This window comes from Tessaracoccus pujii (assembly GCF_055326215.1).
On record NZ_JBUZNP010000012.1, the window covers coordinates 1 to 13,903 of the forward strand.

The window sequence follows — 13,903 nt, forward strand, 5'->3', positions numbered from 1 at the left end:
CGTTGGCGCACGAGCCGTTCGGCTGGCGGCCGACCACGTTGCTGGTCACGATCCGTCGCTACCGCTGCACCGGCTGCGGGCATGTGTGGCGGCAAGACACCAGCCTCGCCGCGGAGCCGCGGGCGAAGCTGTCACGCCGCGGGCTGCGGTGGGCGTTGGAGGGTCTGGTCGTGCAGCACCTCACCGTCGCCCGGGTCGCCGAAGGGCTGGGGGTGTCGTGGAACACCGCCAACACGGCGGTCCTGGCCGAAGGCAAGCGGGTCCTGATCGACGACCCGACCAGGTTCGACGGGGTGACGGCCATCGGCGTGGACGAGCACGTGTGGCGCCACACCCGCCGCGGTGACAAGTACGTCACCGTCATCATCGACCTGACCGGCATCCGCACCCGGACAGGGCCTGCCAGGCTGCTCGACATGGTCGAAGGGCGCTCCAAGCAGGCGTTCAAGCAGTGGCTGTCCGAACGCGACCAGGCATGGCGCGACAGAGTTGAGGTCGTCGCGATGGACGGGTTCACCGGGTTCAAGACCGCCACCGCCGAAGAGCTGCCCGACGCGACCGCCGTCATGGATCCCTTCCACGTGGTCCGCCTCGCCGGCGACGCCCTCGACCGATGCCGCCGACGCGTCCAACAAGCCATCCACGGACACCGAGGCCGCACCAGCGACCCGCTCTACTCGGCGCGCCGCACCCTCCACACCGGCACCGACCTCCTCACCGACCGACAGAAGGACCGGCTCACCGCCCTGTTCGCCGGCGATGACCATGTCGAGGTCGAAGCCACCTGGGGCATCTACCAACGCATGATCGCCGCCTACCGCGAACCCGATCGGACCAGAGGCCGGGCCCTGATGACCAGCCTGATCGCCTCGGTCAGCCAGGGCGTCCCCGCCGCGTTGAGCGAGGTGATCACACTCGGCCGAACGCTGAAGAAGCGAGCCGACGACGTGCTGGCCTATTTCGACCGGCCCGGCACCTCGAACGGTCCCACCGAGGCCCTCAACGGCCGCCTGGAACATCTCCGCGGATCAGCACTCGGCTTCCGGAACCTCACCAACTACATCGCCAGATCACTGCTCGAGACCGGCGGATTCAGACCCCGACTACACCCTGGATTGTGATGAGCCCGGAACGCACCACGGGGTGGTCGTCGACGATCAGGATCCGGATCACAGCGGAAGCCTCAGGGACACGGCGGTACCCCCACCGGGCTCGCTCTCGACGTCGACGCCGCCGCCGAGCCGCGTGAAGCGCTCCCGGAGGGCACGCAGGCCGTAACCGCCGTCCGGTCCCGCGACGACCGGGAGCGCGGGATCGAAACCCACACCGTCATCGACGATGTCCAGGTGCACCTCGTCACCGGCCCGGGCCAGTTCCACGCCGATCCGTCCGGCGCGGGAGTGCGTCCGCACGTTCGCCAACGCCCCCTGGGCCCCGCGCAGGAGCGCCACCTCGACGGGAGTGGCGAGGCGCGGAAGATCCGGATCGACGGTGACCGCCCAGTCCGCACCCAGCGCCTCGGCCACCTCGGCCGTCAGCCGGTTGAGCGGGGCGGCCAGCCCTCCGGCCCCGGGCTCGTCCGGGGCCAGCGCCAACACGACGCGACGGGACTCGGCGAGATTGTCGGCGGCCGTGCTCTCGATCTGCTCGAGGAGCCGCGCCGCCGACGCCGGGTGGGCCTCCCGTTGGGCGGCGCGTGCCAGCAGGATGATGGAGGAGAAGCCCTGCGCCAGGGTGTCGTGGATGTCGTGGGCGAGGCGCTGCCGCTCCGCGAGCACGCCGGCTTCTCGCTGCACGCGGGCGGTCTCGTCCTCCGCACGCAGGACCTCGGCCAGCAGCCGCCGATGCTCCGAGGCCTCGTGCTCGAAGAGGAGCGTGCCACGCGCCAGCCCGAGCGCCACCAGCGCTCCCACCATCGGGCCGCGGACGGCGCCCACGGTCTGGGCGCCGCCCATGCTGAGCACGGTGATGATCACCGCGAGCGTCACGGCCGTGAGGAGCAGCGCCGCGAGGATGGGCAGGACGGCACCGGCGAGCATCCAGAGTGGGAAGACCACCCAGAGGAAGTCCGGCGACAGCCACATCAGCCACACCGTGCCGAGGAAGAGAAGACCCACCCAGACCGCGCGGCCGGTTGGCCCGAGACTCGGATGAAGGGCGAGCCCGACGACGAAGACCACCAGCACCGCCGCGTCGACGACCAGGAGCGGCCATGAGGCTCCGTCAGCCAGCGCGAGGACGGTGGCCACGGCGAGGAGTCCGGCGAAGAGCACGGCCTGGCCCAGCCGGAGCCACCAGGAGGCCGACCACGTCGGCGGGTGTTCGCTCGTCGTCACGCCCCCACGGTAGCGGGGACGGGTGCGGCGACGAGGGCTCGGCGCAGGATGACGAACAGGTAGACGAAGGTGCCCGTGATGACCATGTGGCCGAGGCCGCCGATGCCGGCCCACATCGGCGAGGTGGCGATCGGGATCTCCAGCACCTGCAGGGTCCCCTTGACGACCATGGCCCCGAAGGTGAGCCCCAGTCCGACGTTCCAGAGGAGCGTCGCCAGCATCGTGGGCTTCTCCGGGAGAGAGAACGCCCTGGCCAGCGCGAGGATGACGAGCAGCATGAGCGTGCCCAACGCGAGAGCGTGCGTGTGGGCGGTGGACAGCTGGGTGTCTCCGGTGAAGTCCGTGAACCTGGTCATCTCGCGCCAGTAGAGGCCGGAGCCCATTCCGAGGGCCGTCCAGGCGGCGGCCGAGGTGAAGAGTCGATTCAGCATGGTTCGATCCTGCCTGGAGGGTGCGGTGGTCGTCGCGCGCGGGGCATCCACCGTCCGATGGATCCGGGTCAGGGCCGGGTCATCGTGACGGTCCGGTACCTCTGCGTGAATCCCGCCGCGACGGCGGCGGCGAGCGCCTCCACGTCGGTGGAGTCGATGTCCAGCGCCCAACCACGGGTCAGCGGCACCGCGCCGGGCCTCCCGGCAGGGTCCGCGTCGGCGGTGAGGACGACGGTCGTGTGGCGCACCCGCAGGTCCATCTCCGCGAAGGCGGCGACGGGGCCGTCCGCGACACAGCGGACGCGGGCAGGCGCGCCCGACCAGCCCTCCACGGCCGCCAGGGCCTCATCGAGTGGCATACCCGGGTCACCGATCGCGAGCGTCACCGCGTCGGTGAGCCACCACCCGCCCAGACGGGCACGCCTGGCGGCGGGGCGCATTCGCTGGAGTGCGCGCTCCACATCGTCGGGACGCGACACCGGCAGCACCGTGCGCTCGGGCACGGTGCGGATCGACTCTGCTTCCGCCCGCGAAACCCACACCGCGGGACGGTCCTCCGGCAGGAGCACCAGCCACTGGTCGTTGGCGGCAAGAAGGTGCCCCACGACGTCGCCCACCGCCCCCTCGCTCACGCGGCGCAGGCTCACCCGGGCCGCGCCTGCCGGCACCTCGACGATCACCGGGCAGCGGCGTAGGCCGGGGCGATGACCTCGGTCACGATCCGCTCCCGCTCATCGTGCGGAAGGAACGCGGCGCGCATGGCGTTGACGGTGACGCGTTCGACGTCGTGCAAGGTCCAGCCGAAGGTGTCGCTGAGCAACGCGAACTCCCGCGACATCGTGGTGGCGCTCATGAGCCGGTTGTCGCAGTTGACGGTGAGATTGAAGTCGAGGCGGTGCAGGAGGTCGACGGGGTGCTGGGCGAGCGTCGTCGCGATGCCGGTCTGCAGGTTCGACGACGGCGACACCTCCAGGGCGATCCGGGCGTCGCGCACATAGGCTGCGAGCCGGCCGAGGCGGGCGCCGTCGTCGGTCACCTCGATGTCCTCCACGATGCGCACGCCGTGCCCCAGCCGCGCCGCGCCACAGACCTGGACGGCCTCCCAGATGGACGGGAGCCCGTACGCCTCACCGGCGTGGATGGTGAAGAACATGTTGTGCTGCTTGAGGTGACGGAACGCCTCTGCGAACCTCGACGGTGGGAAGCCGTCCTCGGCGCCGGCGATGTCGAAGCCGCAGACCGAGTCGTCGCGGTAGGCCAGCGCCACGTCCGCGACGTCGGTGGAGGGTTCGGTGTGTCGCATGGACGTGAGCATCTGACGCGCCACGATGGGCCGACCGGCGCCCGAGGCCACCGCCATCCCTGAGGCAAGCCCATCCCTGACCGCCTCGACGACGTCCTCCAGGGACAGCCCCTGCTGCTGGTGCTGCCGCGGTGCGTAGCGCGCCTCGGCGTAGACCACTCCGTCCGCAGCCTGGTCGACGACGAATTCGTGCGCCACCCTGGACAGCTGCTCGGGTGTCTGCATCGCGGCCACGGTGTGCTCGAAGGTCTCGAGGTAGCGCACCAGTGACCCGGAATCAGCGGCGTCGAAGAACCACTGACGCAGCGTGTCGGGCTCCGCAGCGGGAAGCTCGTGTCCATTGGCCGCGCAGTGCTCGATCACGGTCTCGGGACGGAGCCCACCGTCGAGGTGATCGTGGAGCGCCACCTTGGGCAGCGGGCGCAGTTGGTCGATGGCGAGCATGGCGCACACGCTACCCGGTCCCACAGACCCCTTGTCATGCGCTCACGTAGGGCGACGGCGACAAGCCAGGGAGGCGACGGCGACGCGGAGCGTCGAGTCAGGATGGCGGCGACGCGACGGCGTCGAGATCCTCCGGGCCGAAGGCCTGGGGCAGCATGTCGGCCAGTGTGAGGACGCCAGCGGGCGTCTCCATCACCAGGCCGCGACCGCCGTGCTCGTACAACAACTGCCTGCAGCGGCCGCACGGTGTGATCACGTCCCCGACGCCGTTGACGCAGGTGAACGCCAGCAGGCGACCTCCCCCGCCGGCAACCAGGTCCGAGATCAGGCCGCATTCCGCGCAGAGCGTCACGCCGTAGGCCGCGTTCTCGACGTTGCAGCCGCTGACCACGCGACCGTCGTCCACCAGAGCGGCCGCGCCGACGCGATAGCGCGAGTACGGCGCGTACGCCCTGCCCGCGACGTCGATGGCCACGGCGCGCAGCGCCTCCCAGTCCACCGGCATCAGTGGGTCTTCACGAAGTGCGCACCGTCTGCCGCCGGGGCCCGGACGCGACCCACCAGCCCCGCCACCGCGATGATGGTGGCCAGGTACGGCAGCATTTCGATGAAGTCGCTCGGGATGGGCAGCTGCATCAGCTTCGTCGTCTGCGCGAGCGCTCTGGCGAAGCCGAAGAACAGCGCCATCAAGGCGGCGAGCACGGGATTCCATCGCCCCATGATGACCGCGGCCAGCGCGATGAAGCCGTTGCCCGCGGTGGGGTTGTTGTCCTGGAAGGCGCCCACGGACCCGATCGTGAAGTAGGCGCCGCCGAGACCCGCGAACAGGCCGCCGAGCAGCACCGCGGAGGTCTTGGTCCACAAGACATTGATGCCGACGGTGTCCGCCGCGTGCGGATGCTCGCCCACGGAGCGCACACGAAGCCCCCAGATGGTGCGGAACAGCAGGAACCACACCACGGGCACGGCCAGCAGACCGAGGTAGGTCAAGGGCTTCTGGGTGAACAGGATGGGGCCGAGGAACGGGATGGATTCGAGGCCTGGGATGCGCAGCATCTGCATGGGCTGCACTGTGCTGAAGGCGGCCATGTCCTTGACGACGAGCTGCTGGTAGATGAATCCGGTAAGGCCGGCGGCCAGCAGGTTGATCACCACGCCGATGATGACGTGGTCCACGAGATATCGGAGGGTGAAGAGCGCCAACACGCCGGCCATCAGCGTGCCGGCGAGTGCCGCGGCGAAGAGCGCCGCCACGAACGACTGCGTGATCGAGAACGTCAGCGAGGCCGAGAACGCGGCCGTGAGGAACATTCCCTCGATCGCGATGTTGACGACGCCCGCGCGCTCGGCGAGCACCCCGCTCAGCACACCGAAGAGCAGCGGCGTTGCGTACTCCAGCGTCAGGTTCAGCTGGCTGGTGAGCGTGAACGGCAGGGTCGAGCTGGCCGCGGCCCACACGATGAACCCCACCAGGACACCCGCACCGGCCAGCGCTCCGGCCACCGTGCGGATCCTGTGGCTGAGCCGCCCGGAGATGAAGCCGATGCCTGCGCCGAGCACGAGCAGAGCGCACAACAGGACCGTCGCGGTGCCCGGCAACTCGAGGGTTGGCAGCTTGACGTCTGCGAAGGCGTCCGAGAGGGCGATCCGGCCGGACTTGTCCACCGTGAGCGCCATCCACAGCAGGAGGACGCCGACGACCGTGATGAGCACGCCGGTGGAGATCCGCTGGGCGCGCTTCTCAGGGGACTCGACGATGACCCTCTCCACCGTCGTGGGAATGATGTCGACGCTCACGGGTGAGCCACCTTTACGGTCGGGACGGATTCGTGCTTGACCTTGCGCTCCCTGAGGAACGGCAGGAGCCACACGACGAACGCGGGGGCGGCCACGAACAGGACGATCAACGCCTGGATGAGGTCGGTGAGCCTGTCGGGGGTGTCCGCCATCGTCACCATGGTGCGCCGCGACGCCTTCAGGGCGCCGAACAGCAGGCCGGCGAGCACCACGCCGAGTGGGCGGGACCGGCCGAGCAGCGCGACGGTGATGGCGTCGAACCCGAGGGTGCCGATGATGGTGCCCGTCATCTGGGGCGGGAAGCCGGTGAGGAGCTCAGGCGCCGTGACCACCAGAACGCCCGCGAGGCCCGCGAGCCCGCCGGCCAGGCCCATGGTCAGGACGGTCACGGTGGAGACGCTGGCGCCGGCGGTGGCCGCGGCATGGGGATTGAGCCCGACCGCCTTGAGGTGGATGCCGAACTTCGTCCGCTCCAGCAGCCACCAGACCGCAATGGCGGCGATCAGTGCCAGGAGGAAGCCCACGTGGAGGCGGGTGCCGTCGATCCGGGGCATGGTGGCCGTCCATGCGAGTACCGGGGAGATGGGATCCGCCCGCCCGGGCGCCTGGAAGGCCTTCTGCAGCATGAAGAACGCCAGCAGGTTCACCGCGACGTAGTTCATCATGATGGTCACGATCACCTCGTGGGCGCCGGTGCGCGCCTTCAGAAGGCCGACGATCCCTCCCCACACCGCGCCCGCCAACAGGCCGACGACGATGACGAAGGGAAGGTGGATCGCCAGGGGTAGACCCTTGACCGTGAATCCGACGAAGGCTCCGGTGAGGGCCGCGACCATGGCCTGCCCCTGGGCCCCGATGTTGAACAGGCCGGCGCGGAACGCGACGGCGACGCCGAGGCCTGCGCAGATCAGGGGGGCGGCTTCGGCCGTGGTGTTGGTGATGGCCACCCAGGAGCCCATGGAACCGATCCACATGGCGTGCAGCGTGGAGGCCACCTTGTCCCAGCTGGCCGACAGCGCGTCTCCCGGCGAGGCGAAGAAGTAAGCCCATGTCGCGGCGATCTCGACGTCCGTGAACACCATCACGACGGAGCTGACCAGGAAGGCCAGGACCAGCGAGGCCAGGGTGATCATCAGCGTCGACACCCACTCGGGACGCCTCCTGGCGGGCTGGACTTCGGTCATGCTCGGGCTCCCTCGATGGTGGCGACGGCTTCGTCGTGCGGGATGCCGGCCATCATGAGTCCCAGCACGTCACGGGGGGTGTCCGGCGTGACGACGCCGACGATCCGGCCGCGGTACATCACGGCGATCCGGTCCGCCAGGGATTCGACCTCGTCCAACTCTGTGGAGACGATCAGCACCGCTGTCCCCCGATCCCGCTCCTCGACGATCCGGCTGTGCAGGAACTCGATGGCACCGACGTCGACGCCGCGCGTGGGCTGGCTGGCGATCAGCAGCGTCAGGGGCCGCGACAGTTCGCGCGCCAGGACCACCTTCTGCTGGTTTCCGCCGGAGAGGGACCTGACCTCCTGCTCGTGGCCGCCGCCTCCCCGGATGTCGAACTCCTTGATCCGGGCGTGCGCGTTCGCCGTGATCTTCTTGAGGTCCAGTGCGCCGAATTTCGAGTGGGCGTCGAGGTTGTTGAGGACCAGGTTCTGCGCGATGGAGAACTCGCCGACGAACCCGTGACGGTGCCGGTCCTCCGGCACATAGCCGAGGCCCGCCTTGATGGTGTCCGCGGGTTTGCTGTGCGTGATGTCCACGCCGTCGAGCGTGACGCGCCCGGAGAGCGGCCTCATCGTGCCCAGGAGGGTCTCCACGAGCTCGGTCTGCCCGTTGCCCTGGACCCCGGCGATGCACACGATCTCCCCGCCCCGCACCGTGAGGGACAGGCCGTCGACGGCGACCGCCCCCGACGGGCTGGCCACGGTCAGGTCCTCGATGATCAGGCGCTCGGCCCCGGGCTCCGCCGCCTTCTTGTGCACGGTGAGATCGACGGCCCGGCCCACCATCATCGAGGCCAACTCGGCCTCGGAAGTGCCGGGCTCTGCCCGACCCACCACCCTGCCGCGGCGGATCACCGTGATGTCGTCTGCCACCTCGAGGACTTCGCGCAGCTTGTGGGTGATGAAGATGATGGCGCGGCCCTCGTCGCGCAAGGTGCGCATGACGGCCATCAGCTCGGTGATCTCCTGGGGGGTGAGGACAGCGGTGGGCTCGTCGAAGATGAGATAGGCGGCGTCGTTGGCGAGCGCCTTGAGGATCTCAACCCGCTGTTGGATGCCGACGGGGAGGTCCTCCACGAGCGCGTCGGGGTCGACGTCGAGGTTGTAGCGGGTGCTGAGCTCGCGGACGAGGTCGCGAGCCGCCGCGATGTCCAACAGGCCGGCCCGGCCCGGCTCGTGCCCGAGCACCATGTTCTCAGCGACGCTGAACACGGGGATGAGCATGAAGTGCTGGTGGACCATGCCGATGCCCGCGGCCATGGCCTGCTTGGGATTGGTCAGTCTGAGCTGGGTGTCGCCGAGCCGGATCTCACCCTCGTCGGGTTGGAGCAGCCCGAACAGGATGTTCATCAGCGTGGACTTGCCTGCGCCGTTCTCGCCCAGCAGGCAGTGGATCCGTCCCGGTACCGCATCGATGCTGATGGCGTCGTTGGCGGTGAGTGAGCCGAACCGCTTGGTGATCCCGTGCAGGGACAGCACCGGGGCCTGCTGCGTGGTAGTCGTCACTGACTGCTCCTCCTTCGCCTCCATCGGCGTGACAGAAAGCGTAGCGGGTGGGGTGTGGACACCTGCGAAACCGACGGGAGGGGCGCCGAAGCGCCCCTCCCGCAGTACCGCTCGGCTAGCCGCCCAGAATCACTTGGGCTGGCTCGGCGAGGTGATGGTGATCGCGCCGCTGATGATGTCGGCCTTGATGGCCTCGAGCTCCGCCTTCAACTCGTCCGAGATCTTGGACTCGAAGTCGTGGAACGGGGCCAGCGAGACGCCGTCGTTCTCGAGGGTGCCCACGTAGGGATCCGAGGAGAAGGTGCCCTCCATGGATGCCTTGATGGCCTCGAAAACCGCCACGTCCATGCCCTTCTCGACGGAGGTCATGATCTGCGGGCCGAACTCGGCGGCGGACTCGTAGCCGTCGGTGTCCACCCAGATGGCGTTGACCTTGCCAGCGGACTCCTTGGCGGCCTGCAGCGCGCCGAGGCCGGCCGGGCCGGCGACGGGCAGGATGATGTCGGCGCCCTGTGCGATCAGGGTGCTGGCGGTGTTCTTGCCGCCCGGGATGTCACCGAACGGGTTGTTGCCGCCGACGAACTGGCCGTCCTGCTTGGCCTCGTCCCAGCCGATCAGCGTGACGTCTCCGCCCTTCTGCTCGTTGTAGTAGGAGATCCCCTGCGCGAAGCCGTCCATGAAGATGCTCACGGTGGGGTACTTGGCGCCACCGAAGGTGCCGACGGTGCCGGTCTCGGTCATGCCGGCTGCGAGGTAGCCGGCCATGAAGGCGGGCTGGGCGGTGTTGAAGATGAGGCCCTTGGCGTTGTCCACGCCCTCGAAGGACGAGTTGTCCACGATGGCGAAGTCCACATCGGGATTCTGCTTGGCCGCGGCCTCGGTGGCGTTGGCGAGCGCGAAGCCCACGGTGACGATGACGTTGCAGTTGGCGTCGATCATCGACTGCACGTTGCCGGCGTACTCGGCCTCGGCGTTCGACTCGATCTGCTTGGTCTGGATGCCGAGCTCATCCTTGGCGCGCATCATGCCGTTGTACGCGGTCTCGTTGAAGGACTTGTCATCGAAACCACCCGCGTCGGAGACCATGCACGCGGTGAAATCGGCGTTCTCGGCCGGGGCCGAGGAGGCCGCGGACTCCGAAGCGCTGGCCGATGCCGAAGCGGTGTCGGTGGCCTCAGCGGTCTGGGTGGTGGCGCTCGGCGGCTGGGCGCAGCCGGCCAGAGCGAGAGCCGACGCCGCGGACAGCGCCACGAGGCTCAACAGGGGCTTCTTCACGAAGGATCCTCCTTGACGGATGATGGGTAGGCAGAAATCGACCCTACAGCCCGCGTATGGGCTGCCACGAACCAATAACTTGATCGTTATAAAGACGCAACAATGGGGAAGGGTCAGTCCGGTGCGACCTGACGCACCAGCGCCCCTGCGGAGCGCACCATGGCCACCGTCTGCTGCCGCCAGTCCACCTCCTGGCTCCGGTACGGCCCTGTGGCCAGGGAGATGACCACCGCCGCCGCGCGGAGCCTCAACTCGACGGGGTCCACCCGTCGATCGAAGACCGGCACCCACCGCGCCAGCAGGTCGCGCACCTTGGCCTCCTGCGGCGCCGTCATGCGCTGGATGGTGGACAGGTGGCCGATGAGGCACGCCAGGTCGTCTGCGCGGCGGCCGGGCCCGATGGTGTCGACGTCGAGGATGCCCACGACGCGGCCGTCGGCCACCCGCAACTGACCCTCATGGAAGTCGCCGTGCGTGGGCTCGTCGCCGAGCGGGAACGCTGCGAGTCCACTCGCGATCCGAGACGTCAGCCCGCTGAGTTCCTCCTCGAGCTCTGGCAGGGTGGCCGTCACCATGGCGGAGTAGTGCGCCACGGCCTCCGCCCAGGGGGGACGGCGCTCCAGCGTGGCCACGGAGGCGGGCATGGCATCCAGGAGCGCGACGAGTTCCTCCGGCGTGCATGGATCGCCGGGCTCGAACAGGGCCCGCGCGAGGGCGGTGCCCGGGAGTTCACGGAGGACGAGGAGGTGGTCCGCGGTGGCCAGCGCCACCTCCGGCGCGGGTACGCCGGCGCGGCGCAGCATCACGTGCTTGGCGTGGATGTCGGCGAAGACCCGCTCCCGCAGCACCTTGACGTAGAACACCTCCCGGGGATCGGAGACCACCACCTTGACCACAGCGCGACGGCGGGGCCGGTAGCCCACCATGGTGAGGGTGAGCTGATCGGGGCGCACAGGCCCAGCGAGCACGCCGCCGTCGTTGAGGGTCTCGGCCATGCTGTCGGGGAAGGCTGCGCGCGGAAGTCCCAGGAGGTCGGGGTCCTGCGGATACACCCACACCGCGACGCGGCGGTGTCCGTCGTCGAAGATCTCGGCCCGGGCGTCTGAGGGCAGGAGGTCTCCGGTGCGGGCGCTGACCCCGAGGAGTTCGGTCCGGTCCCCGTGGGGCCACCGGACGGTGGCCAGGTACGTGGCCGTCGTGGAGTGCTCGGGGGCCGCGTCGACGTGCTCGAGGGTCCAGGTGAGCAGTTCGCCGCCCTGATGCTCGACGGCGGCGCGGAGAAGGGGTTCGACGCGGGGGCCGGTGAGGAGCCGCAGCCCGTCGTCAGGCATCGGTCCCCTGGTCCGGGAGCGGATCGCGCCTGAGGGCGAACCAGGCGGCCCGGCGGCCGTCCATCTGGGTGGCTTCGAGGACGAAACTGCCCGGAGGCCCGTCGTGGCCGTGATCCGGAGGCAGGACGAACGAGGCGGTGTCTCCCAGCTTGGGCAGCTCCCCGAGGGTCGCCATGAAGAAGCCCGCCACGGTGTCGTAGGGGCCCTCGGGGATCACGAACCCCGTGAGCTCCGCGAACTCCTCGATGGTGGTGAGACCGTCCATCTCGTCGATCTGGCGCAGGGAGGGGTCGGCGGGGACGTCGTATTCGTCCGTGATGTCCCCGATCAGCTCCTCCATGAGGTCCTCGAGCGTCACGATGCCGGCGGTGCCGCCGTACTCGTCGCGCACGATGGCCAGGTGCGACCTGGCGCTGCGCATGGCGGTGAGCGCGCGGAGGATCTTGACGGTGTCCGGGAGGAACAGAACCTCGCGGGCGATGGTGGCGACGTCGCTGTCGCGGGCGGTGTCCTCGATGTCCATGAGGTCACGCACGTGGATGAACCCGACGATGCGGTCCGGTGAGCCGTCCGTGACGGGGTAGCGGGAGTGGGGGGCCCCGCGGACCTCCCGGTAGGCCAGCGCGATGGGCATGTCTCCCGGAAGGAAGTCCACCTCGGTACGGGGCACCATCACCTCCCGCAACGAGCGCTCGCCCGCGTCGAAGACCTCGTCCACGATGCGGCGCTCCTCCTTGCCGAGCGTGGCCGAGCTCACCACCATGGCGCGGATCTCCTCGTCGGTGACAGCATCGCGCGACAGCTTGGGGTCGCCACCCAGTATGCGCACGAGGGCGTTGGTGGAGAGGCCGAGGAACCAGATGATGGGGCGGGTCAGCGTGGCGATCCCGGACACCAAGGGCGCCAGGGCGAGGGCGAACGTCTCGGCGCGCTGCATCGCGAGCCGTTTGGCGGTCAACTCGCCCACCACGATGGAGAAGTAGGAGATCACCACTGTCACCAGGACCAGCGACAGGGTGCCGGCCACCGACCCGGCCACACCCCACCGGACGAAGGTCACGGCGAGGGCGTCTGCGATGGTCGCGCCACCGAACGCGGCCGACAGGAAGCCCGACAGTGTGACACCGATCTGGACCGCCGAGAGGAACCGGTTGGGGTTGCCCGTCAGCCGCTCGATGGCGCGGCCGCGCTTTCCCTTGCCGGCCAACTGCCTGACCTGGCTCTCGCGCAGGGTGATCAGGGCCATCTCGGCCGCCGCGAACGTGCCCCCGATGATGATGAAGAGGGCGATCAGGGATATGTCGGTCAGCACGCGGCTGGGCTCCTCGGTCAGCGGAAGATGACGGTGCGGTCACCGTCGGCCAGGACGCGGTGCTCGGCGACGAGCCGCACCGCCTCGGCCAGGGTCTGCGACTCCTGGGCCTGGCCCTTGCGCACCAGCTTGGCCACATCCATGGTGTGGTCCACGCGCACCACGTTCTGCTCGATGATGGGTCCCTCGTCGAGGTCTCCGGTGACGAAGTGGGCGGTGGCACCGATCAGCTTCACCCCGCGGGTGTGCGCCTGCCGGTACGGGTTGGCGCCCTTGAAGCCCGGCAGGAACGAGTGGTGGATGTTGACCGCCCGGCCCGCAAGGAATGTGCACAGCTCCGGGCTCAGGATCTGCATGTAGCGCGCCAGGACGACCAGCTCGACGCCTTCCTCCTCGACGAGGCGGCGCACCTCCTGCTCGAACTGCGGTTTCGTCTCCGCGGTGACGGCCCTGTGCGTGAACGGGACGCCGAAGAACTCGGCCATGGGCGCCAGGACGTCGTGGTTGGCCATGATCCCCACCACCTCGATGGGGAGGTCCCCCGCGCGCCACCGGAACAACAGGTCGTTGACCACGTGCCCCGCCTTGGACGCCAGGATCAGGGTTCGCACGGGCCTGGCGGCGTCGTCGACGCGGAACCGCGCGCCCAGATCCGCGGCCGCGGACGAGACGGCGGCGGTGAGCGCCTCCGGGTCCGCGCCGTGCACCTCGATCCGGGTGAAGAAGTGGCCCGTGTCCGGTGAGGAGAACTGCTGCAGCTCCGTGATGTTGCCGTGAGCCGCGACGATGCCGCCCGTGATCGCGTGCACGATGCCGGGCCGGTCTGGGCAGTCGAGCGTGACGACGAGCTGGTGCATGGGCGCCATGCTAGCGGGTCACCATCGGGCTGTGATTTTGGGCGATGACGCACCTGAACCGTTGACTCGTTACTCTGCGATCG

At 69.3% G+C, this 13,903-nt stretch carries 12 protein-coding genes and 1 pseudogene; 1 reads left to right on the forward strand and 12 read right to left on the reverse strand.

Annotated elements, in window-relative coordinates; all coding sequences use genetic code 11:
• The coding region (locus tag ACZK5N_RS13240; RefSeq protein WP_463625116.1) for an ISL3 family transposase at window positions 1–1,121 on the forward strand (1,121 nt) is incomplete at its 5' end.
• 48 nt (window positions 1,122–1,169) lie between these two features.
• Here the strand turns inward: ACZK5N_RS13240 and ACZK5N_RS13245 are convergent.
• The 12 genes and pseudogenes from ACZK5N_RS13245 to purU all read right to left on the reverse strand — a co-directional run bounded on the left by ACZK5N_RS13245 (window position 1,170) and on the right by purU (window position 13,829).
• On the reverse strand, window positions 1,170–2,336 hold the full coding sequence (locus tag ACZK5N_RS13245) for a sensor histidine kinase (protein WP_459019145.1): 1,167 nt from the start codon (window positions 2,334–2,336) through the stop codon (window positions 1,170–1,172).
• Window positions 2,333–2,767 (reverse strand): DUF2871 domain-containing protein, encoded by a 435-nt coding sequence (locus tag ACZK5N_RS13250; RefSeq protein ID WP_459019144.1) that lies wholly within the window; start codon window positions 2,765–2,767, stop codon window positions 2,333–2,335. Before ACZK5N_RS13250 ends, ACZK5N_RS13245 begins: the two co-directional genes overlap by 4 nt.
• Window positions 2,768–2,835: 68 nt before the next feature.
• Window positions 2,836–3,447, reverse strand: coding sequence for a hypothetical protein (locus ACZK5N_RS13255; RefSeq protein ID WP_459019143.1), 612 nt, complete (start codon window positions 3,445–3,447; stop codon window positions 2,836–2,838).
• Window positions 3,444–4,514: an adenosine deaminase gene (locus ACZK5N_RS13260; protein ID WP_459019142.1), complete on the reverse strand. Its 1,071-nt coding sequence runs from the start codon at window positions 4,512–4,514 to the stop codon at window positions 3,444–3,446. Before ACZK5N_RS13260 ends, ACZK5N_RS13255 begins: the two co-directional genes overlap by 4 nt.
• 97 nt (window positions 4,515–4,611) lie before the next feature.
• The gene (locus tag ACZK5N_RS13265) at window positions 4,612–5,019 is read right to left on the reverse strand and encodes a cytidine deaminase (protein WP_459019141.1); all 408 of its coding nucleotides are present in this window, start codon (window positions 5,017–5,019) and stop codon (window positions 4,612–4,614) included.
• On the reverse strand, window positions 5,019–6,311 hold the full coding sequence (locus ACZK5N_RS13270) for an ABC transporter permease (protein ID WP_459019140.1): 1,293 nt from the start codon (window positions 6,309–6,311) through the stop codon (window positions 5,019–5,021). Before ACZK5N_RS13270 ends, ACZK5N_RS13265 begins: the two co-directional genes overlap by 1 nt.
• Window positions 6,308–7,495, reverse strand: coding sequence for an ABC transporter permease (locus ACZK5N_RS13275; RefSeq protein WP_459019139.1), 1,188 nt, complete (start codon window positions 7,493–7,495; stop codon window positions 6,308–6,310). Before ACZK5N_RS13275 ends, ACZK5N_RS13270 begins: the two co-directional genes overlap by 4 nt.
• Window positions 7,492–9,045: an ABC transporter ATP-binding protein gene (locus tag ACZK5N_RS13280; protein WP_459019138.1), complete on the reverse strand. Its 1,554-nt coding sequence runs from the start codon at window positions 9,043–9,045 to the stop codon at window positions 7,492–7,494. The genes ACZK5N_RS13275 and ACZK5N_RS13280 overlap by 4 nt, the downstream gene beginning before the upstream one ends.
• Before the next feature lie 129 nt (window positions 9,046–9,174).
• Window positions 9,175–10,320, reverse strand: coding sequence for a BMP family lipoprotein (locus ACZK5N_RS13285; protein WP_459019137.1), 1,146 nt, complete (start codon window positions 10,318–10,320; stop codon window positions 9,175–9,177).
• Between the two features lie 113 nt (window positions 10,321–10,433).
• Window positions 10,434–11,651, reverse strand: a complete 1,218-nt coding sequence (locus ACZK5N_RS13290) for a phosphotransferase (protein WP_459019136.1) — start codon at window positions 11,649–11,651, stop codon at window positions 10,434–10,436.
• Window positions 11,594–12,984 (reverse strand): annotated as a pseudogene (locus ACZK5N_RS13295) (CNNM domain-containing protein); the annotation flags it as partial. The gene ACZK5N_RS13290 and the pseudogene ACZK5N_RS13295, both read right to left, overlap by 58 nt.
• Window positions 12,981–13,829 carry a formyltetrahydrofolate deformylase gene (purU, locus tag ACZK5N_RS13300; protein WP_459019135.1) on the reverse strand — a complete coding sequence of 283 codons (849 nt, stop codon included), beginning with the start codon at window positions 13,827–13,829 and terminating at the stop codon, window positions 12,981–12,983. The pseudogene ACZK5N_RS13295 and the gene purU, both read right to left, overlap by 4 nt.
• Between the last annotated feature and the right edge of the window lie 74 nt (window positions 13,830–13,903).